Annotated in this window: 25 protein-coding genes and 2 tRNA genes; 9 read left to right on the top strand and 18 right to left on the bottom strand. The window is 72.0% G+C overall.

Annotation, left to right across the window (positions count from 1 at the left end):
* Nucleotides 1-34 precede the first annotated feature (34 nt).
* The 3 genes from M6B22_RS13125 to M6B22_RS13115 all read left to right on the top strand — a co-directional run bounded on the left by M6B22_RS13125 (nt 35) and on the right by M6B22_RS13115 (nt 4,174).
* Nucleotides 35-1,744 carry an FAD-dependent oxidoreductase gene (locus tag M6B22_RS13125; RefSeq protein ID WP_269442004.1) on the top strand — a complete coding sequence of 570 codons (1,710 nt, stop codon included), beginning with the start codon at nt 35-37 and terminating at the stop codon, nt 1,742-1,744.
* 138 nt (nt 1,745-1,882) lie between these two features.
* Nucleotides 1,883-3,499, top strand: coding sequence for a choice-of-anchor G family protein (locus M6B22_RS13120; protein ID WP_269442003.1), 1,617 nt, complete (start codon nt 1,883-1,885; stop codon nt 3,497-3,499).
* 135 nt (nt 3,500-3,634) lie between these two features.
* The gene (locus M6B22_RS13115) at nt 3,635-4,174 is read left to right on the top strand and encodes a hypothetical protein (protein ID WP_269442002.1); all 540 of its coding nucleotides are present in this window, start codon (nt 3,635-3,637) and stop codon (nt 4,172-4,174) included.
* A gap of 31 nt (nt 4,175-4,205) precedes the next feature.
* On the opposite strand, the gene M6B22_RS13110 is transcribed toward M6B22_RS13115, so the two are convergent.
* The 5 genes from M6B22_RS13110 to M6B22_RS13090 all read right to left on the bottom strand — a co-directional run bounded on the left by M6B22_RS13110 (nt 4,206) and on the right by M6B22_RS13090 (nt 8,596).
* On the bottom strand, nt 4,206-4,517 hold the full coding sequence (locus M6B22_RS13110) for a type II toxin-antitoxin system PemK/MazF family toxin (protein ID WP_269442001.1): 312 nt from the start codon (nt 4,515-4,517) through the stop codon (nt 4,206-4,208).
* Entirely contained in the window at nt 4,507-4,740 is a 234-nt protein-coding gene (locus M6B22_RS13105; RefSeq protein ID WP_269442000.1) for a hypothetical protein, read from the bottom strand. The genes M6B22_RS13110 and M6B22_RS13105 overlap by 11 nt, the downstream gene beginning before the upstream one ends.
* Nucleotides 4,741-4,772: 32 nt before the next feature.
* Nucleotides 4,773-5,267, bottom strand: coding sequence for an HAD family hydrolase (locus tag M6B22_RS13100; RefSeq protein ID WP_269441999.1), 495 nt, complete (start codon nt 5,265-5,267; stop codon nt 4,773-4,775).
* 331 nt (nt 5,268-5,598) lie between these two features.
* Nucleotides 5,599-6,525, bottom strand: a complete 927-nt coding sequence (locus tag M6B22_RS13095; RefSeq protein WP_269441998.1) for a hydroxymethylglutaryl-CoA lyase — start codon at nt 6,523-6,525, stop codon at nt 5,599-5,601.
* An 85-nt stretch (nt 6,526-6,610) separates the two neighbouring features.
* Nucleotides 6,611-8,596: an acetoacetate--CoA ligase gene (locus M6B22_RS13090; RefSeq protein WP_269441997.1), complete on the bottom strand. Its 1,986-nt coding sequence runs from the start codon at nt 8,594-8,596 to the stop codon at nt 6,611-6,613.
* Between the two features lie 41 nt (nt 8,597-8,637).
* On the opposite strand from M6B22_RS13090, the gene M6B22_RS13085 reads away from it, so the two are divergent.
* From M6B22_RS13085 to M6B22_RS13075, 3 genes are all read left to right on the top strand, one after another.
* Nucleotides 8,638-9,402, top strand: a complete 765-nt coding sequence (locus M6B22_RS13085) for a putative protein N(5)-glutamine methyltransferase (protein ID WP_269441996.1) — start codon at nt 8,638-8,640, stop codon at nt 9,400-9,402.
* A gap of 113 nt (nt 9,403-9,515) precedes the next feature.
* A complete protein-coding gene (locus M6B22_RS13080; protein ID WP_269441995.1) occupies nt 9,516-10,019 on the top strand; it encodes a cupin domain-containing protein in 504 nt (167 codons plus the stop codon).
* Nucleotides 10,020-10,029: 10 nt separating this feature from the next.
* The gene (locus M6B22_RS13075; RefSeq protein WP_269441994.1) at nt 10,030-10,569 is read left to right on the top strand and encodes a DinB family protein; all 540 of its coding nucleotides are present in this window, start codon (nt 10,030-10,032) and stop codon (nt 10,567-10,569) included.
* 7 nt (nt 10,570-10,576) lie between these two features.
* Here M6B22_RS13075 and M6B22_RS13070 read toward each other — a convergent pair whose 3' ends face one another.
* The 4 genes from M6B22_RS13070 to M6B22_RS13055 all read right to left on the bottom strand — a co-directional run bounded on the left by M6B22_RS13070 (nt 10,577) and on the right by M6B22_RS13055 (nt 12,474).
* Complete coding sequence (locus M6B22_RS13070) at nt 10,577-11,311, bottom strand: SDR family oxidoreductase (protein ID WP_269441993.1); 735 nt, start codon at nt 11,309-11,311, stop codon at nt 10,577-10,579.
* Between the two features lie 208 nt (nt 11,312-11,519).
* Nucleotides 11,520-11,592, bottom strand: a tRNA-Arg gene (locus tag M6B22_RS13065).
* 78 nt (nt 11,593-11,670) lie between these two features.
* Nucleotides 11,671-11,760 (bottom strand) — tRNA-Ser (locus M6B22_RS13060).
* Between the two features lie 84 nt (nt 11,761-11,844).
* Nucleotides 11,845-12,474 carry a TetR/AcrR family transcriptional regulator gene (locus M6B22_RS13055; RefSeq protein ID WP_269441992.1) on the bottom strand — a complete coding sequence of 210 codons (630 nt, stop codon included), beginning with the start codon at nt 12,472-12,474 and terminating at the stop codon, nt 11,845-11,847.
* Nucleotides 12,475-12,593: 119 nt separating this feature from the next.
* Here M6B22_RS13055 and M6B22_RS13050 point away from each other — a divergent pair, with 119 nt between their 5' ends.
* Complete coding sequence (locus M6B22_RS13050) at nt 12,594-14,255, top strand: MFS transporter (RefSeq protein WP_269441991.1); 1,662 nt, start codon at nt 12,594-12,596, stop codon at nt 14,253-14,255.
* A 348-nt stretch (nt 14,256-14,603) separates the two neighbouring features.
* On the opposite strand, the gene M6B22_RS13045 is transcribed toward M6B22_RS13050, so the two are convergent.
* Both M6B22_RS13045 and M6B22_RS13040 read right to left on the bottom strand, forming a co-directional pair.
* On the bottom strand, nt 14,604-15,974 hold the full coding sequence (locus M6B22_RS13045) for an L-serine ammonia-lyase (protein WP_269441990.1): 1,371 nt from the start codon (nt 15,972-15,974) through the stop codon (nt 14,604-14,606).
* A 96-nt stretch (nt 15,975-16,070) separates the two neighbouring features.
* A complete protein-coding gene (locus M6B22_RS13040; RefSeq protein WP_269441989.1) occupies nt 16,071-16,493 on the bottom strand; it encodes an organic hydroperoxide resistance protein in 423 nt (140 codons plus the stop codon).
* A gap of 107 nt (nt 16,494-16,600) precedes the next feature.
* On the opposite strand from M6B22_RS13040, the gene M6B22_RS13035 reads away from it, so the two are divergent.
* Together M6B22_RS13035 and M6B22_RS13030 are read left to right on the top strand one after the other, a co-directional pair.
* The gene (locus M6B22_RS13035) at nt 16,601-17,323 is read left to right on the top strand and encodes a siderophore-interacting protein (RefSeq protein ID WP_269441988.1); all 723 of its coding nucleotides are present in this window, start codon (nt 16,601-16,603) and stop codon (nt 17,321-17,323) included.
* A gap of 3 nt (nt 17,324-17,326) precedes the next feature.
* Nucleotides 17,327-17,737 (top strand): PaaI family thioesterase, encoded by a 411-nt coding sequence (locus tag M6B22_RS13030; protein ID WP_269441987.1) that lies wholly within the window; start codon nt 17,327-17,329, stop codon nt 17,735-17,737.
* On the opposite strand, the gene M6B22_RS13025 is transcribed toward M6B22_RS13030, so the two are convergent.
* The 7 genes from M6B22_RS13025 to M6B22_RS12995 all read right to left on the bottom strand — a co-directional run bounded on the left by M6B22_RS13025 (nt 17,711) and on the right by M6B22_RS12995 (nt 25,775).
* A complete protein-coding gene (locus tag M6B22_RS13025; RefSeq protein ID WP_269441986.1) occupies nt 17,711-18,787 on the bottom strand; it encodes a hypothetical protein in 1,077 nt (358 codons plus the stop codon). The genes M6B22_RS13030 and M6B22_RS13025 overlap by 27 nt on opposite strands.
* A gap of 49 nt (nt 18,788-18,836) precedes the next feature.
* Nucleotides 18,837-20,228 carry an adenylosuccinate lyase gene (purB, locus tag M6B22_RS13020; protein WP_331459813.1) on the bottom strand — a complete coding sequence of 464 codons (1,392 nt, stop codon included), beginning with the start codon at nt 20,226-20,228 and terminating at the stop codon, nt 18,837-18,839.
* Nucleotides 20,229-20,291: 63 nt separating this feature from the next.
* A complete protein-coding gene (locus M6B22_RS13015; RefSeq protein ID WP_269441984.1) occupies nt 20,292-20,927 on the bottom strand; it encodes a hypothetical protein in 636 nt (211 codons plus the stop codon).
* Nucleotides 20,928-20,967: 40 nt separating this feature from the next.
* Nucleotides 20,968-21,684, bottom strand: coding sequence for a hypothetical protein (locus tag M6B22_RS13010; RefSeq protein WP_269441983.1), 717 nt, complete (start codon nt 21,682-21,684; stop codon nt 20,968-20,970).
* A 47-nt stretch (nt 21,685-21,731) separates the two neighbouring features.
* Complete coding sequence (gene purD, locus M6B22_RS13005; protein WP_269441982.1) at nt 21,732-22,964, bottom strand: phosphoribosylamine--glycine ligase; 1,233 nt, start codon at nt 22,962-22,964, stop codon at nt 21,732-21,734.
* Between the two features lie 11 nt (nt 22,965-22,975).
* Nucleotides 22,976-24,436: an outer membrane protein assembly factor BamB family protein gene (locus M6B22_RS13000; RefSeq protein ID WP_269441981.1), complete on the bottom strand. Its 1,461-nt coding sequence runs from the start codon at nt 24,434-24,436 to the stop codon at nt 22,976-22,978.
* 55 nt (nt 24,437-24,491) lie between these two features.
* Complete coding sequence (locus M6B22_RS12995) at nt 24,492-25,775, bottom strand: adenylosuccinate synthase (protein ID WP_269441980.1); 1,284 nt, start codon at nt 25,773-25,775, stop codon at nt 24,492-24,494.
* Between the last annotated feature and the right edge of the window lie 60 nt (nt 25,776-25,835).

The following is a 25,835-nucleotide window of genomic DNA, read 5'->3' as shown; positions in this document are numbered from 1 at the left end:
CTATTGATTTGCGGTCAATAGGTGAGGACGGCCGATGACGGACTACGACGTGCTGGTGATCGGTTCCGGGTTCGGCGGCAGCGTCACCGCGTTGCGCCTCACCGAGAAGGGCTACCGGGTCGGCGTCCTGGAAGCCGGGCAACGGTTCACGTCCGAGACCCTGCCCAAGAACTCCTGGCATCTGCGCCGGTTCCTGTGGGCACCACGGCTGGGCTGCACCGGCCTGCAGCGCATCCACCTGCTCAAGGACTGCGTGATCCTCGCCGGGGCCGGCGTGGGCGGCGGCTCGCTGAACTACGCGAACACCCTCTACGAGCCGCTGCAGCCGTTCTACGACGACCCGCAGTGGGCGCACATCACCGACTGGCGCGCCGAGCTGGCACCCCACTACGAGCAGGCCAAGCGCATGCTGGGCGTGGTCACCAACCCGACGATGACGCCGAGCGATCACGAGATGCAGCGGCTGGCCGACCAGTTCGGCAAGGGCGAGACGTTCCACCGCACGCCCGTCGGCGTGTTCTTCGGTCGCGACGGAGCGCAGGAGCCCGGCACGACGGTGCCCGATCCGTTCTTCGGCGGCGTCGGCCCGGAACGCACCGGGTGCATCCAGTGTGGCGAGTGCATGACCGGCTGCCGGCACGGCGCGAAGAACACCCTGACCACGAACTACCTGGCGCTGGCCGAACACGCCGGCGCGGTCGTGCATCCGCTGACGACCGTGACCGGTGTGCGCCCGCTGCGCGGCGAACACGGCGGCTACGCCGTCACCGCGGTCCGCACCGGCGCGTGGCTGGCCGGACGGACCAGGCAGACCTTCACCGCGGACCAGGTGGTGTTCAGCGCCGGAACCTACAACACCCAGAAGCTGCTGCACGAACTGCGCGCCACCACCTTGCCGGACATCTCGCCGCGCCTGGGCGAGCTCTCGCGCACCAACTCCGAGTCCCTGCTGGGCGTGCGGATGGCCAAGCCCGCGCACGACTACACCCAGGGCGTGGCGATCACCTCGTCGTGGCACCCGGACGAGGCGACGCACATCGAGCCGGTGCGCTACGGCAAGGGCAGCAACGCGATGGGCCTGCTGAACACGGTGATGACCGACGGCGGCACCCGCCGCGAACGCTGGACCCAGCTGGCACTCGCCCTGTTGCGACGGCCGGCGCAGCTGCGCATGCTCGTGCCGCGCAAGTGGTCCGAGCGGGTGATCATCTTGCTGGTGATGCAGTCGCTGAACAACTCGATCACCGTGTTCCGCAAGAAGTCAGGCCGGCTCAGCAGCCGGCAGGGCGTGGGCGAGCCCAACCCGACCTGGATCCCCGCGGCCAACCGGGCCGCGGCGCAGCTCGCCGAGAGCGTCGGCGGCATGGCCGGTGGCACGTGGGGTGATCTGATGAACATCCCGATGACGGCGCACTTCATCGGCGGCTGCGCGATCGGCGACTCGCCGCAGAGCGGTGTCATCGACCCGTACCAGCGGCTCTACGGCTACCCCGGCCTGCACGTCGTCGACGGCTCGGCGCTGACCGCGAACCTCGGCGTCAACCCGTCGCTGTCGATCACCGCCCAGGCCGAGCGGGCGATGGCGCTGTGGCCGAACAAGGGCGAGGCCGACCGGCGGCCGCCGCTCGGCAGCCGGTACACCCGGCTGGAGCCGGTGGCGCCGCACCATCCGGTCGTCCCGCAGAGCGCCCCGGCGGCACTGCGCCGCCTCGATCTGGGGGCGCCGACGACGCGCAGCGCCTGACCGTCGCGGCAGCGTCGATCGGCGCGCAACCCCCGGCGGACCCGCTCGTTGTGATCTAGGTACGCGTGAAGCGCGTGCTAACGCAGCGGGCATCGGCCGCCTCGCTGCGTGGCGACTCCACCAGCGAGAGGGCCCCGCATGTCCCCCACGTTCCAGCCCACCGTCCCCACCGTGCCCACCGTCCGACCGCCTCGCAGGCCTTCGCTCCGGGCGCTCGCCGGCACGGTCACGGTGGCCCTGGCGCTCGTCGCCCTCGCCGCGCCGGACGCCGGCGCGACCGCGGCGACGCCCGACGCGCAGTCCGTCGGCAACTTCCTCGACGCGACGCTGGGCGGCGCGCCGCTGGACCGGGTCGCCGCGCTGGAGTACGCGCGGGCCCGCGTCCCGGGGTCGACGAGTGCGCAGAACCCGCTCGACGCCACCGTCCTGGACTCGGTGCGCCTGCCGCTGACCGGCGCCGTGCAGCTACCGCAACTGCTCGGGGTCCGGCTGGGTGCCGTCAACCAGGTCGCCGTCGCCAAGAAGGACGGCTACTCGTACGGCGCCGCCGGCGCGGTGCGCAACTCCGGCGGGGTGTCGATCGGCGGCGACAACGCCGCCTACCCTGCCGACGCGCGGATCGAGTTGACCGCGTCGGGCCTCGGCGGCAACGCCGTCGCGCTGCCCGGCGGCGGCAGCGCCGACGCCCTCGGCGGCATCACGCTGACGACCGGCGCGGTGTCCGCGCTCGCCCAGACCCCGGCCGGCCATGGCAAGCCGGGCACGACCGCCTACCAGATCGCCGGCCTCGACCTGGAACTCGGCTCGCCGGCGTTGGGGCAGTTGCTCGGCGGGGTCCTGCGCAGCACGACGACCGTGCTGCGGCAGGTCGCGACCGCCGCCGGCGCGGTGACCGGCACGCTGACCGGGTGCGACCTGACGTCCGGCGCCGTCCCGTCCCGGATCAGCTTGGAGAAGGGCGCGGTCGTGCTCGACCCGGCCACGGCGACGATCACCGTGTCGCTGGCCCGGCTGCTGGACGTGCTCGGGCTGAACTTGAACGCGCTGCCTGCGAACACCGACGTGCTCGGCTACCTGCTCGGCTACCTGGCCGATCCGAACGGGCTGGCCAAGGGCATCCAGGGCGTGGTCGACGGGCTCGTCGACCCGATGGTGGCGAAGTACCAGCAATGCTCGGGTGCCCTGAACGCGCTCGGCCCACTGGCCGCGCCGCTGCAGACGCTGCTGGACACGCTGATCGGCGGCAAGAAGACACTCGAGGACACCGCCAGCGGCCTTGCCGCCGCGCTCACCGGTGCAGCCGGCGCGAACCCGCTCGCGCCGATCGCGACGTTGCTGGACCGGCTACTGGACGTTGGCGTGAACGTGCAGCCGAACGGCCCGGCCGGCCCCAAGGGCGCCGCGTTCACCGATCCCCTGGCGGCCACGCCGAAGCAGGGCACCGCGGTGGTGGCCGGCCAGACGATCGTGCGAGCGCTGGAAGTCACCGTGGCCGCAGGCGCCGAGCGCGACGGGATCCTGACACTCGCCCTGGCCAACGCGGCCGCCGGACCGAGTGCGGCGTCTCCGGCGGCGGCACCCTCACACGGCGTGGACGCGGCGACTGCAGGGCCGGCCGCTGTGCCGACCGCCGTGCCGGCCGGGCTCGGCGCCCACGGCACGCCGGCTGCGCCGATCGCCCTGCTGCTGGCCGGGCTGGTCCTGGCCGGCGCCGGGCTGGTGAGCTGGCGGATTCGCGGACGCCGGGTGCTGTGAGCGCACTCTCGTCGACCTCGTTGCGCCCGCCGCGCCTGTCGCGTCGCGGGTGCAACAAGATCCCGGGCGCAGAAGTGTAGGTTGAGCTTCGCTTCGATCGGGGTGATGATCGAGGTTCGGGGGAAGGATCGGGTCATGGGGGATTACGCCGCGCATCCGTGGAGTGCTCGACTGGCCGGACGGATCGGGCACCACAGCCCGGCGCTGCTGTCGGCGTCCATCCTGGGTGTCATCCTGCTCGGGCTCTACCCACCGCAGAGCGCACTGGCGCTCACCATGCCGATCGCGCTGCTCGCGTTCGTGCTGATGAGCTGGCTGCTCATGCGCCAGCACGACCGGCGGCTGTGCGAGCTGTGCATGGCGGCGATGCCGCTCAACCCGTCGGAGCTGGCGGCCCACTACAAGACGCGGTTCTGGCTCGCGCACTCCGGCGGCAAGCCCGCCTTCCTCGTGCCGTACCTGGCCGTGCTGATCGGGTCGAACTTCCTGACCGGGACGATCGGACGGATCGGCTGGGCGATCGTGCAGTCGTCGATGATCTACCTGATCCTCGCCTATTCCTCGCACCGGCGGCTGCAGCCGTGGTGCCCGTGGTGCCGCGAGGGCGGTGGCGGGCAGGACGACCGCGACGACGTGACGCCTCCCCCGCCGTCGGACCGCCGCCAGCTCGTCTGAGACGGACGTATCGGGCCCGCGGCCGCCCTCGCTACAGCTCGAAGACGAGTCGCAGGGCAGCGTCGACCTGTCTGAGTTCGTCGAAGCTGAGCTGTCCGACGTGCTCTCCGAGGCGGCTGGGGTCCACGGCGGCGCTCTGTTCGACCAGCACGCGGGTGGTCGTTCCCTCGAGCACTATTTCCGGGCGAAAGCTCGCGGCCCGTGCCGAAGTCGAGGTCGGGGCGACCAGCAGTGTCGACAGCGGTAGGACGTCGGACTGAACGACGACGGCGTAGCGCGGGCCACATTGCTCGTGGCCGCGGCTCGCTCGTGGCGCCCTGAGCCGATGGACGTCACCACGCACGCAGCGTCTCCATGTCCCGCAGCACCTGGGCTGCTTCAGCCCGGTCCTCCGGGTCAGCGGCAAGGGCCTCGGCCTCCGCGCGCACGCTGTGCTGAGCGCGGGCACGGGCCGCGTCGATGAGCGCCGACCGCACCGCCGCCGATACCGCCGTGCCGTCGGCAGTGAGTACAGCAAGAGCCCGCTCGGCGTCCGCATCGGTCCGGAAGGTGATCGTCTGCGCCATAGCTCGAACGTAACACAATTCGTAAGACAGTCCTAGAGTTTCGCGGGCCGGAGAGGCGAGTCGTCAGTGCGGTTCGCAGGCGAGCGTCGCCAGCCTGGGATCGCGAGATCGAGCACACGATGGAGTCGGCAGTCGCCCGGCTCACGCAGCGGTGGAAGGAGAAGTGTCGTGATCCCCAATTGCTCCGCCGCGCCGTCGAAACCAGCGCGATCGCCGACCATCAGGGTCACCGAAGCATCGACGTCGAGGGCGCTGAGAGCAGCGGCAAAGACGGTCGGGTCCGGCTTCGCTGCGCCGACTTCGAACGACAAGACCCATGCGTCCACAAGGTCGATCCAGCCCCGTGCAGCGAAGCTTGGCCTGATGTCGAAGTGGATGTCGCTCACGATCGCGACTCGAATGCCGGCCCTGTGCAGTGTCGTGAGCAGGAGCTCGACGTCGTCCGCGTACGCGTTACCGTCAGGATCGGACTCGGTGGCGTACAACGACTGCGCCAGGTCAGCATCGATCGGCTTGCAGCGAACCATTCTTCATAGGCTGCGCGGTGTCGGTCTGCGTCGGCGTCGGTTGCCGAGTCTTCGACCGCAGCCCGGTCGACCCGGCGCAGCTTGGCCATCACCTTATCGACAGCTTCGTCTGACACGTCTCGTCCTATTCGCCCAAGAGCCGACCGGATGAGACCGCGGTATGTCGGTGCGACGACGAGCGTGCCGCGCCAGTCGAGGAGCACGGCCCGAATCGCTGCCATGGTCGGCACCATAGCGAGTGCGAGCGCCAGTGGCTCACGGGCTGAGGCTTCAGTGACACGAAGCCGCTATGCGCCAGGACCAACCCGAGCCCCCGGCGATACCGACGGCGTCAGGACGTCAGCGCCCGCACCACGCCGGACGGGCTGGGACGGCCCAGGTGCCCGGCCATCCACACGCTCGTCTCGACCAGCCGGCCCAGGTCGACCCCGGTCTGCACGCCCAGGCCGTCCAGCATCCATACCAGGTTCTCGGTCGCCAGGTTGCCGGTGGCGTTCTTGGCGTACGGGCAGCCACCGAGCCCGCCGGCGGACGCATCGACGGTCGTCACGCCCGCCTGCAGCGCGGCCAGGGTGTTCGCCAGGGCCTGGCCGTAGGTGTCGTGAAAGTGCACGGCGAGGCTGCCGATGTCCGTCCCGGCCGCAGTGAACGCGCCCAGCAGCGCGCGCACCTGCCCGGCGGTCGCCACCCCGATCGTGTCGCCCAGGGACAGCTGCGCGCAGCCGAGCTCGAGCAGCCGGGTGCCGACCCGTACGACCTGCTCGATCGGCACGGCACCCTCCCACGGGTCGCCGAAGCACATCGAGACGTAGCCGCGCACCGTCATGCCGGCGTCCAGCGCACGGCGCATGACCGGCTCGAACATCTCGAACTGGCTCTCCAGCGTGCGGTTGAGGTTGCGCTGCGCGAACGTCTCGGTCGCGCTGGCGAAGATCGCGATCTCACGCAGCCCCATGGCGAGCGCCCGGTCGAGGCCGCGTTCGTTCGGCACCAGCACCGGGTAGCGAACGCCGTCGCGCCGCGGCAGCGAGCCGAGCAGTTCCTCGGCGTCGGCGAGCTGCGGCACCCACTTCGGGTGCACGAAGCTGGTCGCCTCGATGGTGGTGAGACCGGCGTCGGCGAGCCGCTCGATGAACTCTGCCTTGACCGTGGCCGGCACGCTGGTCGCCTCGTTCTGCAACCCGTCGCGGGCACCCACCTCGTAGATGTCCACGCGCTCCGGCAGACCAGGCAGGCTGACCGGCACCGGTCCGTTCATCGACGTCCCCTCTCGCTCGCGAAGGTTCCATCTTGCGCCACCGCGCCACCGCGCGGCCGGCGTCCCGGTCGGCTCAGCGGTCGGCTCAGCCGGGCTGGGCGCGGTGTGCGCGGTGTGCGCGGCCGATCCCGGCGAACAGCTCGATCAGTGACGGGTCGTCGACGGCGGCCAGGCTGAGCGCCTGATCCGCGGTCGCGCCTTGCAGCAGCCGCTTCACCGGCACCTCGATCTTCTTGCCGGTGCGGGTGTGCGGGATCGCCCGCACCGCGATCACCTCGTCCGGCACGTGCCGCGGCGAGGCATTGGTGCGGATCGCGGTCCTGATCCGCTCGCGCAGCGCGTCGTCCAGTTCCGCGCCGGGCGCCAGCACGACGAACAGCGGCATCCAGTAGCCGCCGTCGCCCTCCTCGACGCCGAGCACCAGCGCTTCGGCGATCTGCGGGATCTGCTCGACCGCGTCGTAGATGTCCGCGCTGCCGAGCCGCACCCCGTTGCGGTTCAGCGTCGCGTCCGAGCGGCCGTGCACGATCACGCTGCCGCGCTCGGTGACCGTGATCCAGTCGCCGTGCCGCCACACGCCGGGGTAGGTGGCGAAGTACGCGTCGTGGTAGCGCGCTCCGCCCGGGTCGTTCCAGAAGTACAGCGGCATCGACGGGATCGGCTTGGTGACCACGAGTTCGCCGACCTCTCCGACCACCGGGCGCCCGTCGGCGTCCCACGCCTGGAGTGCGACCCCGAGGTTGATCGCCGAGATCTCCCCCGGCCACACCGGCACGGTGGGCGCGGAGCCGACGAACCCGGCGACCAGGTCGGTGCCGCCGGACGTGGAGCCGAGCTGCACCCGCGCACCGACCTGCTCGTGCACCCAGTGGTACGCCGACACCGGCAGCGCGGCCCCGGTGCAGCCGAGCAGCCGCAGCGCGGACAGCGCGTGCTCGGCGGCCGGGTGCAATCCGGCCTTCTCGCAGGCGAGCAGATGACCCGGGCTGGTGCCGAACACGCTCACCCGATGTCGTTCGACTACGCGCCACAGCCGGTCGGCGTCCGGCGCGAGCGGGCTGCCGTCGTAGGCGACGACCGTCGCGCCCACGAGCAGGCCGGACACGACCATGTTCCACATCATCCAGTTGGTCGTGGTGTACCAGAAGAAGACGTCCCGCTCGGACAGGTCGCACTGCAGCGCGAGCATGACCAGGTGCTCGAGCAGCACGCCGCCGTGCCCGTGCACGATGCCCTTCGGTGCGCCTGTCGTCCCCGACGTGAACAGCACCCACAGTGGATGGTCGAACGGCACCGGTTCCGGTTCGACGGCGGCATCACCGGACGTCGCGGCCACATAGTCGAGCACGCGGAGCGCGCCCGCGTCGAGCGGGCCGAGCCCGAGGTTGTCGACCGTGATCACGGCGGTTAGCGTCGCCAGCCGGCCGACGAGGTCGCGCGCCTCGGCCCGCCGGTCGTGGCGGGTGCCGTTGTGCTGGTAGCCGTCCGCGGTGAACAGCACGGACGGTTCGAGCTGGGCGAACCGGTCGGCGGCACCCTTGGCCGCGTAGTCCTGGCCGCAGACGGACCAGATCGCGCCGAGCGAGGCGGTGGCGAGCAGGCCGACGATCGCGGCCGACGTGTTCGGCAGGTAGCCGACGACGCGGTCACCGACACCGACCCCTAACTCGCGCAGCGTCGCCGCGAGCGCGCCCACCCGTCGGTGCAGTTCGGTCCAGCTCACCGCCGACTCGGTGCCGTCCTCGGCGATGTCGATGATCGCGGGTTCGGCCGTGCGGGGATGCCGCAGGATCTGTGCCACGTAGTTGAGCCGCGTGCCGGGGAACCAGTCCGCGCCCGGCATGGTGATCTCGCCGATCGCGACGGTCGGCGGCGCATCCGACCGCACGCCGAAGAAGTCCCAGACAGCCGACCAGAACTGCTCCAGCTGCTCGACCGACCAGCGGTGCAGTTCGGGGTAGTCGGCGAGCGCGAGGTGGTGCCGGTCGTTCACGAAGGCCCGGAAGCGTTCGACGGCGCTGTCCGCCGCGACCGAGGTGTCGGGTGTCCAGATGGGCTCGGGGGTACTCACCGCGTCGAATCTAGTGGCCACCGGCAGTAGCTTGGGCTGCGATGACGACGGTTCCGGACGCGCTCGTGTCCAGGTTGCGCGCCGCGGGCTGCGTGTTCGCCGAAGACGAGGCACGGCTGCTGGCGGTGGCCGGACCGGACCGCGTCGAGGCGCTGGTGGCGCGGCGGGTGGCCGGCGAGCCGCTGGAGCACCTGCTGGGCTGGGCGGAGTTCCTCGGCCGGCGCGTGGTGGTCGAGGCGGGCGTGTTCGTGCCGCGCCGGCGCACCGAGTTCCTGGCCCGGCGCGCGATCGCCCTGGCCGCTCCGGGTGCGGTGGTGCTGGACCTGTGCTGCGGATCCGGCGCGATCGGGTCGGCGGTGGCGGCCGCGGTTGCCGGTGTCCAGGTGCACGCCGTGGACATCGAGCCGGCGGCGGTGCGCTGCGCCGAACGGAACCTGCCCGGCGGGCACGCCTACCTGGGTGATCTGTACGCGCCGCTGCCGCGCGGGCTGCGCGGCCGGGTCGACCTGCTCGTCGTCAACGCGCCGTACATCCCGACCGGAACGATCGGCCTGCTGCCACCGGAGGCGCGGCTGCACGAGCCACGGGCGGCGCTCGACGGCGGGGCGGACGGGCTCGACGTGCAGCGCCGGGTGATCGCCGGCGCGCCGGGCTGGCTGGCCCCCGGCGGGGCGCTGTTGGTCGAGACCAGCGAGCGGCAGTCGTCCGATACTCGCGCGCTGATGCGCGACGCCGGCCTGACCGCTGACGTCGTCCGGTACGAACCGCTCGATGCCACCGTCGTGATCGGGCGGTCAGGCGCGTAGCAGGTCACCAGGCGTGACCCGGTCGAGCAGCCGTTGCAGCAGCCCCGTGCCACAGAGGCCGACGAGCAGGGCCGGCCGGCACGGGTGTCGGACGCCGGTGAGAGCCTGGGCCGATGAGCTTGTTCGAGAGCCTGCGCGCCACCGTCGTCCGCAGCGCCGAGCAACCGTTCGCAGGCGGCGACCCGTCCGCGAGCACGCGGTTCGTCGCCACCTCGGCACAGACCCGCAACGACTTCGGGCTGTTCGAGTACCGCCTCGCACCCGGTGGCGGCGGACCCGGCCCGCACTACCACGCCGGCTTCAGCGAGACGTTCTACGTGCTCGACGGCGAACTCGCCGTGCTGGACGGCCACGAGTGGACGACGGCCAGCGCCGGCGACCTGGTCTACGTGCCGCGCCACGGCGTGCACGGATTCCGGTCCGTGGCCCAGGACGTCGGCGCCCGGTTCCTGATCCTGTTCACACCGGGCATCCCGCGCGAGGACTACTTCACCGGGCTGCTGCAGGCGCGCGCGGACGGCCGTACGCCGACCCAGGAGGAGATCGACGAGTTCGCCCGCCGGCACGACCAGGTCAACCTGCACGACTGGACCGTCGGACCCTTTCCGCAGCGATAGGTTGGCCACCGTGACCACCGTCGACGAGCAGGGGCGTCCCGAACCGCCACTCGCCGCGGACGAGACCGGAACCCTGCTGGGCTTCCTGGACTACCAACGCGCGACGCTCGACTGGAAGTGCTCACGGCTCGACGCCGCCGCGCTGGCGGCGACGGTGGGCGCCTCGTCGATGACGCTCGGCGGGCTGCTCAAGCATCTCGCGTACGTCGAGGACCACTGGTGCTCGCGCTGGCTGCACGGGCACGCGGCGGCACCACCCTGGGACGCGGTGGACTGGGCCGCCGACCGTGACTGGGATTGGCACTCCGCGGCGCGGGACAGCCCCGATCAGCTGCGCGCGCTCTGGCGCGACACCGTCGAGCGAGCGCGGGCCCTGGTGGGCGAAGCGCTGGCCGACGGCGGGCTGGACCGGTTGGCCGAGCGCCGCTGGCCGGACGGCCGGTCGCCGAGCCTGCGCTGGATCCTGGTGCACCTGATCGAGGAGTACGCACGGCACAACGGGCATGCCGACCTGCTACGCGAGTCGGTGGACGGCAGCACCGGGGAGTAGCCGGGACCTACCAGGCCACGACGCCGGCGCTGTCGATGAACGTTCCGCTGGGCGCGTCCGCTGCCAGCGTGGCGGCGGTGACGACGATGCGCGCGGCCTCGTCGGGCGTCAGCGGGGCCCGCTCCCGGTTCCCCGGCGCCAGATCGGTCTGCACCCAGCCCGGGCACACGGACGTGACCGTGATCGGCGTACCCGCGAGCTTCTTGGCGAGCGCGACGGTCACGGCGTTCAGGGCCGCCTTCGAGCTCTGGTACGCCGGCAGGATCATGCCGTAATACGGCGATTTCGGATCGCACTGGTCCTGCAGCGATCCCATCGTCGAGGACACGTTCACGATGCGCCCCATCACGCTGCGGTGCAGCAACGGCAGGAACGCATCGGTGACGGCCACGGTGCCGAACACGTTCGTCTCGTACGTGCGCCGGAACATGGCCGCGTCGGCGAAGGCGTGGTCGCGGGTGTCGGTCGCCTCCGGCAGCACACCGGCGTTGTTGACGAGCACGTCCAGCCGGCCGTGGCGATCCGTGGCGTGGGCGGCCGCCGCCGCGACGCTGTCCGGGTCCGTGACGTCCAGCGGGAGCGCGCCGACCTGCAGACCCTCGGTGCGCAGTTCGGCCGCGGCGGCCTCGGTCCGGATCGGGTCGCGACCACCCAGCAGAACGCACATGCCGTGCCGGGCGAGCGCGCGAGCGGTGGCGAACCCGAGGCCACGGTTGGCTCCGGTGACAAGGGCGATGGGCATGCTGACTCCTGGTGATCGGCGTGGACCGTGTCACCAGGTAGACGAGCGCCGCGCCCGAAACGTGAGCCGGCCGAACGAATTGTTCCTATCGTGTGGCGCCGGTCTTCGGCATGCCCTTGATCAAAGTCGGGTTGTGGTCGTTCCGCAGCCACAACCCGACTTTGATCATCGGTGGTCCGCACGATGCCGAGCCAGCTGGATGCTTGTGCGCGCCCGGCAGGACTCGAACCTGCAACCTCTTGATCCGTAGTCAAGTGCTCTATCCGTTGAGCTACGGGCGCTGGTGGTCACCGACTATCGGCACCGACGGGACAGTCTACCGGGTACGCGCCACCGCGCGGACCACGGGACGATCCCCGCGGAGGCTCCGGGATTCGAACCCGGGATGGGCGGTTAACCCAAACCGCATTAGCAGTGCGGCGCCATAGACCAGACTAGGCGAAGCCTCCTGCGGCCGAGCAGAACTGCAACGGCCACCGGGCGCACAGCCTACAAGGTCGCCGGGACCCGTTCCACAGCGCGGCGGTGGGCGCTCAGCGCACCGAGACCAGCGGGATCACGACCTCGTCGATGATCGACATGATGTCCTGCTCGGTGACCTGCTCGCGCATCAGGATCACCCGGTGCGCGAGCATCGCGGGCAGCACGTCGGCCACCAGCTCGGTGGCCGCTTCCGGGCGGACCTCGCCGCGCTCCACACCGCGCTGCAGCAAGGCGATCAGGGCAGCACGCCGTGGCGCCTGGAACCGCTCGTCCACGGTGCGGGCCAGCTCGGGGTCGCTGAACGCCTCGCACTTCACCGCGCGCATCGCATCTCCGGCCGGGCTGCTCATGATGCCCGCGATCGCCCTGGCCACCTGACGCAGTGCGTCGACGGTGCTGACGTCGTCGGTGAGCTCAAGCTCCAGGCCGCACATGCTCGGGGTGGGCAGCGCGGAGCACAGCGAGTCCAGCACCAGCTCCTGCTTGGTGGGCCAGCGCCGGTAGATGCTCGCCTTGCCGGTGCGGGCCCGCTCGGCCACCGCCTCGACGGAGAAGGCGAGATAGCCGACCTCGCTGAGCTCGGCATAGGCGGCCGCCCGGATCGCGTCCTCGAGCGCCGCGCCGCGCCTGCGCTGCACCACCGCCGGTGTCGCCGTCATGTCCGTTGTCAGACCCTTCACCTAAATATGTTCGACAGCAGGACGTACTCTAAAGAACGCTTGCGTTTCTTAGTTGTCCTCCTCTAACCTTACCCGATAGTGAACGCAACCGTCTTCAATCAAGGAAGTAGGAAACCTCGGTGACCGAGACAGCAACCGCCGGGCGTCTAACCAAAGGCACCCGCGGAGCACGCCGCCACGCGCATCCCGCGCTGGTACTGCTGATCATCGCCGGCGCGCAGATGATGGTCGTGCTCGACGGCACGATCGTGAACATCGCGCTCCCGTCGATGGGCGAGTACTTCGACAAGAGCCAGACCGACATGACCTGGGCGCTGAACGCCTACACGCTCGCCTTCGGCGGCCTGCTGCTGCTGGGCGGACGGGCCGGCGACATCCTCGGCAGGCGACGGATGTTCATCGTCGGCCTGGGCATGTTCACCCTCGGCAGCTTCCTCGCCGGAATCGCCCCCAACTTCGCGATGCTGCTGTTCGGCCGCGTGATCCAGGGCCTCGGCGGCGCGATCTCCTCGCCCACCGCGCTCTCGCTGATCACCACCGAGTTCGAGGAGGGCAAGGCGCGCACCCGCGCCATCGGCGTGTACGCCGCGGTGTCCGGTGCCGGTGCGGCCCTCGGGCTGCTGCTCGGCGGCGTGCTCACCAACTACTTCAGCTGGCGCTGGGTGCTGTTCGTCAACGTCCCGATCGGCATCGTGCTGATGCTCGGTGCCTTCACCTACCTGCACCAGTCCGAACGGCTGTCCGGCCGGTTCGACATCATCGGTGGCCTGCTCTCGATCGCCGGCATGACCTCGCTGGTCTACGGCTTCATCCACGTCGCGCACAGCGGCTGGGGCGAGACCGAGAGCGTCGTCGTGTTCATGCTGGCGGCAGCGCTGCTCGTCGGCTTCGTCCTGTACGAGGCGTTCGGGGCTGCCGAGCCGATGATGCCGATGCGCATCTTCGAGGAGCGCAACCGCGCCGGCACGTACCTGGTGATGCTGGTCGTCGGCGCGGCGATGTTCGGCATGTTCTACTTCATCACCTTCTTCGTCCAGCTGGTGCGCGACTACGGGCCGCTGAAGACCGGCGTGGCCTTCCTGCCCGTGGCCTTCACCATCGGCATCAGCTCGCAGATCGTGGCCAAGCTGCTGCTGCGCACCGGTCCGAAGCCGATGATGGTCACCGGCACCGGCCTGCTCACCATCTCGCTGCTGTGGCTGTCCACCGTGGACGCCGACTCCAGCTACGCCGGCAAACTGCTGCCCGGCATGCTGGTGCTGGCCGTCGCGATGGGCTGCCTGTTCGTGCCGCTGACGTCCACCGCGGTCTCCAAGGTCAACAACACCGACGCGGGCCTGGCCTCGGCGCTGCTCAACGTCGGGCAGCAGGTCGGCGGCGCGCTCGGCCTGTCGATCATGACCACAGTGTTCGGCACCGCGGCGCGCAACTACGGCAGCTCGCACAAGGGCACGCTGCAGGACGCCATCGGGACGCTGCCCGCGGCCCTGCGCGGGCCGGTTGCGCATCGCATCGCGGAGGCGGGTAGCGGTGGCCTGCAGCAGGCAGACATCAAGAAGTTCGTCGCCGGCCTGCCGCCGGCGCAGCGTGGCCCCGCCGGCGACTTCTTCGGCGGCCCGTACAAGGACTTCGGGCACCACCTGCTGGCACACGCGTCCGGCGAGGGCTTCCTGATGGGCGCGATCTTCGGGGTCGTCGCGCTGATCGCCTCGCTGGTGCTGATCAACCTGAAGAAGGACGAACTGCCGGCCGAGCCGCCGCTCGAGGCCGTCGCAGCCTGATCCAGCCCGCGCCCGCTTCCCCCCTGCAGTTACCAGAATCGCGCCCCGGATCGGGTAACGCGGTGGGGGGAGCGGGCGCGTTGTCGCTACAGCGTGGGGGAAGGCGGGCTACTCCGGTGGTACCGCAGCCGCGCCGGCACCGGACGTCGGCAGCGGACGACGCGGCTCGCGGACGCCCGCCGCACCGCCGCCCGGCTCGTCCGGGCCACCGTCTCGACGACGTGGCCGGGCCCCCGGCACGGGCGCGCCTGCGGGCACCCTCTGCCGCAGCAGCCGCCTGATCCGCAGCCTGCCGGTCACCTTCTGGAACACGCCTGCGGGTCCACGACGACGGCCCATGGGTCCCCCTCAGCACTCGATGACGTTCACGGCTAGCCCCCCGCGCGCCGTCTCCTTGTACTTGACCTTCATGTCGGCGCCGGTCTCGCGCATCGTCTTGATCACCTTGTCCAGCGAGACGATGTGCTCGCCGGTGCCGCGCAGCGCGATCCGGGCGGCGTTGATCGCCTTCACCGCGCCCATCGCGTTGCGCTCGATGCACGGCACCTGCACCAGCCCGCCGACGGGATCGCAGGTCAGCCCCAGGTTGTGCTCCATCCCGATCTCGGCAGCGTTCTCCGCCTGCTCCGGCGTGCCGCCGAGCACCTCGCACAGCGCGCCGGCGGCCATCGAGCAGGCCGAGCCGACCTCGCCTTGACAGCCGACCTCGGCGCCGGAGATCGACGCGTTCTCCTTGTACAGCACGCCGATCGCGCCCGCGGTGAGCAGAAACCGGACCACCCCGTCGTCCGAGGCCCCGGGCACGAACCGCACGTAGTAGTGCAACACCGCAGGCAGCACGCCGGCCGCCCCGTTCGTCGGCGCGGTCACCACCCGGCCCCCGGCCGCGTTCTCCTCGTTCACCGCCAGCGCGAACAGGTTCACCCAGTCCATCACGCGCAGCGGGTCGGTCGCGTACGGCTCGGCGCACAGGCTGCGGTACAGCTCGGGGGCGCGCCGTGGCACGTGCAGCCCGCCGGGCAGCGTCCCCTCGTTCGTCCAGCCGTTGGCGACGCACTGCTGCATCACCGTCCAGATGTCGAGCAGGCCGGCCCGGACATGGGCTTCCGGTCGCCACGATGTCTCGTTCGCCAGCATCACGCCGCTGATCGGCAGCCCCGTCTCGCGACACCGCTCGAGCAGCTCGGCGCCGGTGCTGAACGGGTGCCGCAACGCGGTGTCGTCGGCCTTGATCCGGTCCGCGCCGGCCGCGTCCTCGTCCACGACGAAGCCGCCGCCGACGGAGTAGTAGGTGCGCTCGCGTAGCAGCGCACCCCCGGCGTCGTAGGCGAAGTAGCGCATCCCGTTCGGGTGGAACGGCAGGCTCTGCCGGCGGTGCAGCACCAGGTCATCGGCCGCCAGGGCCACCGCGTGCTTGCCGAGCAGCTCGACCCGGCCGCACGAGCGCACCGCCGCCACCTGCTCCGCGACCGTGGCCGTGTCGACAGTCTCCGGCATCTGGCCGGTCAGGCCCAGGATCACCGCGCGGTCGCTGCCGTGGCCGAAGCCGGTCGCGCCCAATGAGCCGAACAGCTCGACCCGTACGCGCGCGGTGTCGGCCAGCAGGCCGTCGTCGGCGAGCCCTACCGCGAACCGCCGGGCGGCGCGCATCGGGCCGACCGTGTGCGACGACGACGGCCCGATGCCGATCGAGAACAGGTCGAAGACGCTGATTGCCACGCGCCCATCATGCTCCGCCACGTGTGTGCGGCCCGACCTGCCGTCGATGAACGCCGCCACGGTGTGGCGCAAGCGGTGCTCATGGCTGCGCCGCGGTCAGACCACCGTCAGCGTGACGTCGATGTTGCCGCGGGTCGCCTTCGAGTACGGGCAGAACTCGTGCGCCAGCTCGACGAGCTCCCGGGCCTTGGCGGCGTCGACGCCCGGGATGTTCACCTTGAGCTCGACCGCCAGGCCGAAGCCGCCGTCCTCGGACGGGCCGAAGGAGACCTCGGCGGTGACGGTGGAGTCGGCGGTGTCGATGCCCTGCGTCTTGGCCCGGTTCGCCAGCGCGCCCTGGAAGCAGGCCGAGTAGCCGGCCGCGAACAGGGTCTCCGGGTTCGCCTTCGGCTCGCTGGACGTGCCGGGCTGGGCCAGGTCGAGATCGATGATCCCGTCGGCGCTCTTGACGTGCCCGGCGCGGCCGCCGTGGGCCTCGGCGGACGTCGTGTACGCAACCTTGGTCAACTTGATGGACATCGCACTCCTCGAAGGGCTCGAACTCCTCGTGTACCGACGTCGACGCTATTCGGTGGCATCGCGACGGCGTGCGGCGGGTGGTCGCGGCGTGGGTAGGGTCGCCTTTCGTGACCACGCCGATCCGCCGCTCGCCGATCCACCACGGGCAGGTGCTCGCGGGTCGCGACCTCACGCCGCGGATGCGCCGGGTCACCGTGCGGTCCGAGGCGATGCTCGGCGTGGAGCTGCGCCCGGCCCAGGATGTCGAGCTGCACCTGGTGGACGCGTCCGGCCGGCGGGTCAAGCGCCGCTACACGATCCGCGCGGCCCGCCCCGAGGCCGGTGAGCTCGACCTGGACGTGTTGCTGCACGGCGACTGGCCGGGCTCGCAGTGGGGCCGGACCGCGGCGCCGGGCGATCCGGTCAGCTTCCAGGGCCCGCGTGGCAAGCTCGAGCTGCGCCCGGCCGCCTGGCACCTGCTGGTGGGCGACGAGTCGGCGCTGCCGGCCATCGCGGCCATCTGCGAGGCACTGCCCGCAGCCGAGCCGGCGCTCGCGGTGCTCGAGGTGCAGGACGCGGCCGACGAACTGCCGGTCACGGCGGACAGCCACTGGGTGCACCGCGGTGCGGCGGCGCCGGGCACGCCGGACCAGCTGCTGCCGGTGGTCGAGTCGTTGACCCTGCCGGACGGGCCGGGGCACGGCTACCTGCTGGGCGAGACCCGCTCCATGGTGGCGCTGCGGGCGCTGCTGGAGGCACGCGGCCTGGCCCACGAGGCGATCTTCGTGAAGGGTTACTGGAACATCGGCCGCCCGGACCGGATTGCCGGGCGCCGGCCGACCGGAGGGTGAGCGATGCCCGACTACGTGGCGATGATGCCGTTCGCGCAGGCGATCGGCGTGCAGGTCAGCTCGGCCGGCACGGGCGAGGTGATCGGCACCCTGGACTGGGCGCCGGAGCGGACGACGGCGGGCGGCGCGCTGCACGGCGGCGCGCTGATGGCCTTCGCCGACAGCATCGGCGCGGTGTGCGCGTTCCTCAACCTGCCGTCGGGCGCGAGCACGTCGACGACGAGCTCGAACACGGTGTTCCTGCGCGGCGTCCGCGCCGGCACGGTCACTGCCACGGCCCGGCCGATGCACGTCGGCCGCAGCACGATCGCCGTGCTCACCGAGCTGCGCGACGCCGACGGCAGGCTCGTCGCGCAGGTGACGCAAACGCAGGCGGTGCTGGGCGGATCAGCCGGCGCAGGACCCCAGCCGTAACGGCAGCGGACCGCTGCTCGTCGCGACGTACGCCGCGCCGACCTCGGACGCGACCGCGCCCTCGTACTGCCAGTACTGCAGCGAGTCGCCGGTGCGCCCGTCCACGCACCACAGCCCGTCACCGCCCGATCCGCTGCGCACCCAGACGTCCCGCCCGCCACTGGCGACCGGGATCGCCCCCGGGCCGAGCTGCGGGGTGAGCGCGCTGAACGCGACCGGCTTGAGCGTGCTCGGGTCCAGCCGGGCGAGGACGGCGCCGGAGTTGGCATAGCCCCCCGCCCAGATCGCGTCGCCGGCCACGGCCAGCCAGCCCTTGGCGAACGGGGCCGCGGCGCGAGTGGACCGCCCGTCGGCCGGCCGGTAGGTCACCACTCGCATCGCCTTGCCCTCGCGACCGAAGAGCACCAGCCGGTGCCGTGCCAGGTCGGCGCTCAGGTCGGAGTACTGGCCCAGCAGCGCCGGGATCGGGCGCGAATCGGTGCCACCGGGCGGGATGTCGACGACCGAGTTGGTGGCGGCGAGGAACAGGTGCCCGTCGAGGACGGCGGCGGCGGCGACGGCGGTGGGCCAGACCAGCCGCCCGGCCTCGGCCATGGTGTCCAGGTCGATGCGCACGATGGTGGCCGGCGCCGCGTTCAGGCTGATCACGAAGAGCTGGCGGTGTGCCGGGTCCAGCACCAGGCCGAACTCGACGCCCTGCAGGGTCAGGTCGAACCCGCCGACAGACGTGACGCCGGCCGGCACCGGGTCCAGCGGATCGGTGATGTCCGAGCGGTACAGGGCGCCGCTGAAGAACCGGTACAGGTAGTGCCCGGACACCGCGAGCGCCTCGTTCGCGGCGCCGCCGATCGACCGGGTCACCGGCTGCCCGCGGGCCGAATCCGTGGGCCGCGGCGCCGCGCGGTGCTGCCCGCCGTCGCGTCCGACGAGCAGCGCCATGACGGCCCCGGCCACCGCGAACGCGGCGACCGCGGGCACCCAGCGCGGCCAATGGCGCCGCGGCCCGACCTCCAGGACGTCGTCACCGGCGTCGCGCGGCGGCTCGAACATCACTCGATGGTGCGCCGCAGCGCGCCGCCGTACCAGCACGGCGCGATAACTACAGGATCGGCTCGGGCGTGTACAGCGCGGCACCCGGCTCGCTCGCCACGGCCGCCTCGACGCTCGCCACCACCGCCGCGACCTGCTCGCGCGCCGCGCCGGTGAATGAGAGCGGCTCGGCCAGCAGGCCGCGCAGCTCGGCCGCCGACAGCCCGAGCCGGGAGTCGGCGGCCAGCCGATCGAACAGCTCGTTACGGTCGGTGCCCTTCTCGCGCAGCTCGAGGGCGACGGCCACCGCGTTCTCCTTGATCGCCTCGTGCGCGTGTTCGCGCCCTACCCCGCGCCGCACCGCGGCCATCAAGACCTTGGTCGTCGCGAGGAACGGCAGGTAGCGGTCCAGCTCGCGCTCGATCACCGCCGGGAACGCGCCGAACTCGTCCAGCACGGTCAGCGTCGTCTCCAGCAGGCCGTCGAGTGCGAAGAATGCGTCCGGCAGCGCCACCCGCCGCACGACCGAGCACGAGACGTCGCCCTCGTTCCACTGGTCACCGGCCAGTTCGCCGGCCATCGACGCGTAGCCGCGCAGGATCACCATGAAGCCGTTGATCCGCTCAGCGCTGCGGGTGTTCATCTTGTGCGGCATCGCCGACGAGCCGACCTGGCCCGGCGCGAAGCCTTCGGTCACCAACTCGTTGCCCGCCATCAGCCGGATCGTCTTGGCCAGCGAGGACGGGGCGGCCGCAAGCTGGACGAGCCCGCTCAGCACGTCGAAGTCGAGCGAGCGCGGGTAGACCTGCCCGACGCTGGTCAGCGTGCGCGTGAAGCCCAGATGCTCGGCCACCGCGGCCTCGAGCCGGGCGAGCTTCGCGGGGTCTCCGGCGAGCAGGTCCAGCATGTCCTGCGCGGTGCCGACCGGGCCCTTGACGCCACGCAGCGGATACCGCGCGCTCAGCTCGTCCAGCCGGGCGAGCGCGATCAGCAACTCGTCGGCCGCCGACGCGAACCGCTTACCCAGCGTGGTGGCCTGGGCGGCGACGTTGTGCGAGCGGCCGGCCAGCACCAGCGTGTCGTACTCGGCGGCGCGGCGGGCCAGGCGCGACAGCACGGCGAGCGTCTTGGTGCGGACCACCGCGAGCGACGAGCGCACCTGCAGCTGCTCGACGTTCTCGGTGAGGTCGCGGCTCGTCATGCCCTTGTGGATCTGTTCGCCGGCCCCGGCCAGTTCGTTGAACTCCTCGATCCGCGCCTTGACGTCATGCCGGGTCACCCGCTCGCGCGCTGCGATCGAGTCGAGGTCGACCGCGGCCGTCCCCCGATCGACCACCGCCTGGTACGCCTCGATCGCGCCGGCCGGCACGGCGACCCCGAGCTCGGCCTGCGCGCGCAGCACCGCCAGCCAGAGCTGCCGCTCGAGCACGACCTTGTGCGCCGGCGACCAGATCGTGGCCATGCCGGACGAGGCGTACCGGCCGGCGAGGACGTTCGAGATGACGGGCTTCACCCGGCCATTGTCTCAGCTGGTGACGAGCAGCCGGGGGTCGGCGGCGAGGGCGCGGATGGCGGGCATCGGCGGCGCGTACCCGGCCGGCCCGATGAACTCGACCGAGACGGCGAAGATGCCGGTGAGGATCCGGGTGAAGCCGATCGAGCTCTCGGCGCCGCGCACCTGGGTGTCGGTGGGCGCGGACTCCGGACGCGGCGCCGAGCGCTGCACGATGATCTGGATCCGCACGGTCCCGGCGGTGAGGTCCAGCTGCCGGTACCACAGCCCGTTGCGCGACGGCGCCTGCAAGAACGTGCCCACCGTGTGCGAGCGCACCGGCCGCGCGCCGGGCACGTGCTGGCGGATCGCGGTCAGCAGCGCGGCGGGCAGCGCACTGCTGACGTTGCACAGCGGCGCGTTCGAGCACACCGTGGGGTCGTAGGTGAACTGGGCGGCGCGGGAGTGCTCGATGGTGGGCGCGGGGCGCGGCGACAGCGACGCCGCGTCCGGCCGTGGCGCCACGTCCTCGCCGGTCAGGTGCGCGACGAGCAGGGCACCTGCCGCGAGCGCGGCGAGCGCGGCCGCGGTCCACCGCCGGCCGCGGGTGCGCAGCAGCACGAGACGCGGCCGCTGTTCCAGCAACTCCTCGTGCTCGTCGGGATCCACGCGTCCAGGGTGCGCCTTCGCGGTGCGATCGGCGAGCGGATCAGCCGCTGCCCGGCCGCTCGACCAGGCGCGGGTCGGCGGCGAGCGCCTCCATCGTGGTGAGCTGCGGTGCCCAGCTCGCCGGCCCGGTCATCCGCACCGTCACCTGCAGCCCGGAGGTGGCGGTCGGGTACACGACCGTGGCGATCTGGCCGGCCGGCCCGTGCTCGACGGTGGCGAGCGAGGTCAGCGCTCCGGACGCGGTCGACACCTGGACCTCGATGGTGGTCTTGCCGGCACCCGCCGCTCGCAACTGCCGGTACCAGAGCTGGCCGGCGCCGATGACGACCTCGTTCTGCACGAGCGGAAGCGCCACCTGCAGGTGATCGCGCACCGCGGTCAGGAACGCGGCGGGCAGTTCGCTGTTCACCAGGCAGTCGACCGGGGTGGTCGGGCAGAGCGGGTTGACCGGCTCGGCGGCGGGCTCCATCGGGAATCGGGTTTCCAGCCCGCCGACGTCCGGTTGCGGCAGCCGGGTCGGCACGCGCACCGTCTCGGCCGGCTGCGCCTTCGGCACCTGCTCGTGCGACGTGGCCGCGCGCACCACCAGGCCGCCACCGACGAGCAGCACCGCGAGCGCGACTGCCGCGCGGCGCCGCGCCGGGGTGCGCAGCAGGCGATCGTCCGGCCGGTCGATCAGGTCCTCGTCCGGCTCCGGACCCTCGCTGACCAGCACGAACCGGACGCCCGGCTCGGCGTCGCCCGCCCGCGTGCGCATGCGTTCAGCTTCAGCGCAGCCGGACGCGTTGGCAAGCGTCCCGGCGGCTACGAGCCGGCGGCGCGGGCGGCGATGTCGGTGCGGTACTGCCCGCCCGGCAGGTCAATGCGCGCGACGAGCGCGTACGCGGCCGCGCGCGCCTCGGCCAGGGTCGCGCCCGTCGCGGTCGCGGACAGCACGCGGCCGCCGGCGGACAGCACCGCCCCGTCGTCCCGGCGTCGGGTGCCGGCGTGGATCACCCCGGGCTGATCGGCGCCGGTGATCACGTCACCGGTACGCGGGGTGCCGGGGTAGTTGGCTGCGGCGACGACGACGGTCACCGCGGCGCCGTCCTTCCACTGCAGCGGCGGGTGCGCGGCCAGCGTGCCGGTGGCGGTGGCGTGCAGCAGCCCGGCGAGCGGCGTCTCCAGCAGGGCGAGCACGACCTGCGTCTCCGGATCGCCGAACCGGGCGTTGAACTCGACCACGCGCGGGCCGCGCCCGGTGATCGCCAGGCCGATGTAGAGCAGCCCGGTGAACGGGGTGCCGCGCCGGCGCAGTTCGGCGACGGTGGGCGTCGCGACCGTGTCGACGATGCTGTCGGTGAACCCCGCAGGCAGCCAGTCGAGCGGTGCGTACGCGCCCATCCCGCCGGTGTTCGGCCCGGTGTCGCCGTCGCCGATGCGCTTGAAGTCCTGCGCGGGCAGCAACGGGACGACGCTCGTCCCGTCGGTCAGGCAGAACAGTGAGACCTCCGGGCCGTCCAGGAACTCCTCGATCACCACGGTGCCACGGCAGGCGCGGGCATGCGCCAGCGCCGCCTCGCGATCGGCGGTGACGACGACACCCTTGCCGGCAGCCAGCCCGTCGTCCTTGACCACGTAGGGCGGGCCGAACTCCTCGAGCGCGGCGGTTGCGTCCGCTTCGCCGGCGCAGACCCGGGCGGCGGCGGTGGGGACGCCGGCGGCGGCCATCACGGCCTTGGCGAACGCCTTGCTGCCCTCCAGTTGCGCGGCCTGGCCGGACGGGCCGAAGCAGGCGATGCCGGCCGCCCGCACCGCGTCGGCCACCCCGGCGACGAGCGGCGCCTCCGGCCCGATCACCACCAGGTCGGCGGCGACGTCGGCGGCAAGGCGCGCGACTGCGGCGCCGTCGAGCGGGTCGACGCCGCGCTGCTCGGCCACGGCCGCGGTACCTGCGTTGCCCGGCGCGCACACCAGCGCGGTGACCGCCGGGTCGGCGGCGAGGGCCAGGCACAGGGCGTGCTCCCGTGCACCGGAGCCGACGACGAGGACGCGCACGAGCGCCGAGCCTACTGACCGGCGGACACGACGGTGATGCCGGTCAGGGTGGGCACGATCAGGTGACTGCCACTGATGGCGGGGGTGGCGAACCGGCTCGTCGCGCCGACCCGGACGGCGGCGCGCGAGCGTCCGGTGGCCGGGTCCAGTGCGTGCAGCACGCCGCCGTTCGGGTCGAGCGCCCAAACCCTTGCTCCGCCGACGACCGGCGAACCCGAGATCGCGCCGTCGGCGTGCCACAGCACGTGGATGCGCCCTGATCCGTCGACGCGCACCGCCCGGACGCCGTCGAGGCACGGCACGTACACGACGTCGCCGACCACCGCTGTCCCGCCGAAGGAGCGGCACACGCCGGCGCTGCTCACCTCGCCGCCGATCCCGCCGAGGTGATCGCGGCGCAGCACATAGGCGGTGCCGGACTTGCCGGCGATGAACACCCACGGCCCGACCAGGGCCGGCGCCTGCGAGCCGAGGTCGAGGTCGCCCTCGTTGTTAGTCGCCCACGAGCGTGGCGAGAACGAGTCGATCAGCCGCGCGTCCGGCGAGAGCTTGAGCACCGAGTCGCTGTGGTCGTAGCGATCGCCCACACCGGACTCGCCGTTGCCGACCGAGACGTAGAGGTTCCCGGCCGCGTCGACGACGGGCCCGGGCGGCGTCCAGATGCCCGCTTCGCGCGCGGTCGGCACGGTGTACGCAACGGGCGCGCCGGTGCCGTCGACGCGGTAGCCGATCACGCGACCCTTGTACGCGCCACAATCGCCGGCCAGCCCGCCGAACGGCACCCAGACCCGTCCGCCGGTCAGCGCCAGGGCGCCGCGCTCCTGCATCGCGCTGGCATCCACGCCGGGGAGGTCGAGGCTACGGCGCCAGGTGATCGAGCCGGTCCGGGCATCGAGCGCGAGGAGTTCGTGCCGCGGCGGGCTGCCGGAGAACTCAGGCGCCACGAAGATGCGCCCGGTTCCCGCGTCGTACACCGGCGTGCCCGTTATGCCGAGCGGATCGATGTTGCCGCACGGCCGCTCGGACGCCGGCGACGGCGAGCCCAGGTGCCGCTTCCACACCTGCCTGTAGTGCCCGTCGAACGCGTAGACGGTGTTGTTCTCGGTCGCCACGATCGTGGTGCCACCGACCACGATCGGCGAGGCGTAGACCTGGCCGTCCAGTTCGAGGGTGGCGATCCGGTGCAGGGGCCCGGACGCGGTGGGCATCGACGCCGCCACGCCGGTGCGGGCCGGGTCGCCGTGGTACATGGGCCAGTCCGCTGGCAGCGTCGCGGTTCCCGTCGGCCCGCCCGTCGCGCTGCCCGTCGCGCTGCCCGTCGCGCTGCCCGCAGATGAGGTCGGCGGCGGCGTCCTCGTCGTCGTGACCGGACCGGCGGACGGCGCGGTGACCGGCGCGCTCCCCCGGGGATCACCGCCGCTTGACGTGCAGCCCGCGAGCAGCAGTACCGCGACCACGGCGACAGCACGCATGAGCCGATTGTGCAACCCACTGTGGCGCGAGGGCGCGGAACGTTGCACGATCGGGTCAGACCAGGTCGCGCACCGCGATCGTCTCGTCCCGGCCCGGGCCCACCCCGATCGCGGAGATCGGCGCGTTGATCATCTTCTCCAGCGCGGCCACGTAGTCACGGGCGTTGCGCGGCAGGTCGTCCAGCGTGCGCGCCGCCGAGATGTCCTCGGTCCAGCCCGGCAGGCTCTCGTAGACCGGGACGGCGCGCGCGAACTCGGCCTGGTTCGTCGGCAGCTCCTCGCAGCGCACCCCGTCGATCTCATAGGCGACGCACACCGGCACCTCGTCCAGCCCGGTGAGCACGTCCAGCTTGGTGAGCACGAAGTCGGTGACCCCGTTGATGCGCGCCGCGTACCGGGCGACCGGGGCGTCGAACCAGCCGCAGCGGCGCGGCCGGCCGGTGGTGGTGCCGAACTCGGCGCCGGCCTGGCGCAGCCGCTCGCCCGCCTCGTCCAGCAACTCGGTCGGGAACGGTCCCTCACCGACGCGGGTGGTGTACGCCTTGACGACCGCGATCACCCGGCTGATCCGGGTCGGCGGGATGCCGCTGCCCGTGCAGGCACCGCCGGCGGTGGCGTTGGACGAGGTCACGAACGGGTAGGTGCCGTGGTCGACGTCCAGCAGGGTCGCCTGGCCGGCCTCCAGCACGACGGTCTTGCCCTCGCTCAGCATCCGGTCCAGCAGCAGCGCGGTGTCCGCGACCATCGGGCGCAATCGCTCGGCGTACCCGCGCAGTTCACTCACCACGGCCTCGACGTCGACGGCCTTGCGGTTGTAGATCTTGACCAGGACCTGGTTCTTCAGGTTGAGCGCGCCGCTCACCTTGGCGCGTAGCACGTCCTCGTCGAACAGGTCCTGCACGCGGATGCCGATGCGCGCCATCTTGTCCGCGTAGGTGGGCCCGATGCCGCGGCCTGTCGTGCCGATGCGCGCGCTGCCGAGGAACCGCTCGGTCACCTTGTCCAGCGTGCGGTTGTACGACGGGATGACGTGCGCGGACCCGCTGACCACCAGCGCGGACGTGTCCACGCCGCGCGCCTGCAGGCCGTCGAGTTCCTCGAACAGCACGCCGAGGTCGATCACCACCCCGTTGCCGATCACCGGCGCGCAGCCCGGCGTCAGGATCCCGGACGGCAGCAGGTGCAGCGCGTACTTCTCGCCCTTGACCACGATCGTGTGACCGGCGTTGTTGCCGCCGTTGAACTTGACCACGGCCTCGACGCGGCTGCCGAGCAGGTCGGTCGCCTTGCCCTTGCCTTCGTCGCCCCACTGGGCGCCGACCAGAACGATCGCGGGCATGCCGGGGCCTCCTGCGGGTGACGGGAACAACCGGTCACGAGGCTAGCAACCCCTGGTCAC

This window comes from Jatrophihabitans cynanchi (assembly GCF_027247405.1).
GTDB classification, from domain to species: Bacteria; Actinomycetota; Actinomycetes; order Mycobacteriales; family Jatrophihabitantaceae; genus Jatrophihabitans_B; species Jatrophihabitans_B cynanchi.
The sequence above is the reverse complement of the archived record's forward strand: the minus strand, read 5'-3'. Positions and strand labels throughout refer to the sequence as shown.

Coding starts and splice junctions, on each gene's coding strand:
- M6B22_RS13095 (WP_269441998.1), bottom strand. CDS start 6,525: ATGAACGGACCGGTGCCGGTCAGCCTGCCTGGTCTGCCGGAGCGCGTG.
- M6B22_RS13000 (WP_269441981.1), bottom strand. CDS start 24,436: ATGCGTGCTGTCGCCGTGGTCGCGGTACTGCTGCTCGCGGGCTGCACG.
- M6B22_RS13025 (WP_269441986.1), bottom strand. CDS start 18,787: ATGTTCGAGCCGCCGCGCGACGCCGGTGACGACGTCCTGGAGGTCGGG.
- M6B22_RS13080 (WP_269441995.1), top strand. CDS start 9,516: ATGAGCTTGTTCGAGAGCCTGCGCGCCACCGTCGTCCGCAGCGCCGAG.
- M6B22_RS13010 (WP_269441983.1), bottom strand. CDS start 21,684: ATGCGCACGCGGGCGGGCGACGCCGAGCCGGGCGTCCGGTTCGTGCTG.
- M6B22_RS13070 (WP_269441993.1), bottom strand. CDS start 11,311: ATGCCCATCGCCCTTGTCACCGGAGCCAACCGTGGCCTCGGGTTCGCC.
- M6B22_RS13125 (WP_269442004.1), top strand. CDS start 35: ATGACGGACTACGACGTGCTGGTGATCGGTTCCGGGTTCGGCGGCAGC.
- M6B22_RS13030 (WP_269441987.1), top strand. CDS start 17,327: ATGCCCGACTACGTGGCGATGATGCCGTTCGCGCAGGCGATCGGCGTG.
- M6B22_RS13115 (WP_269442002.1), top strand. CDS start 3,635: ATGGGGGATTACGCCGCGCATCCGTGGAGTGCTCGACTGGCCGGACGG.
- M6B22_RS13120 (WP_269442003.1), top strand. CDS start 1,883: ATGTCCCCCACGTTCCAGCCCACCGTCCCCACCGTGCCCACCGTCCGA.
- M6B22_RS13100 (WP_269441999.1), bottom strand. CDS start 5,267: ATGGTTCGCTGCAAGCCGATCGATGCTGACCTGGCGCAGTCGTTGTAC.
- M6B22_RS13040 (WP_269441989.1), bottom strand. CDS start 16,493: ATGTCCATCAAGTTGACCAAGGTTGCGTACACGACGTCCGCCGAGGCC.
- M6B22_RS12995 (WP_269441980.1), bottom strand. CDS start 25,775: ATGCCCGCGATCGTTCTGGTCGGCGCCCAGTGGGGCGACGAAGGCAAG.
- M6B22_RS13105 (WP_269442000.1), bottom strand. CDS start 4,740: ATGGCGCAGACGATCACCTTCCGGACCGATGCGGACGCCGAGCGGGCT.
- purB (WP_331459813.1), bottom strand. CDS start 20,228: ATGGCCACGATCTGGTCGCCGGCGCACAAGGTCGTGCTCGAGCGGCAG.
- M6B22_RS13085 (WP_269441996.1), top strand. CDS start 8,638: ATGACGACGGTTCCGGACGCGCTCGTGTCCAGGTTGCGCGCCGCGGGC.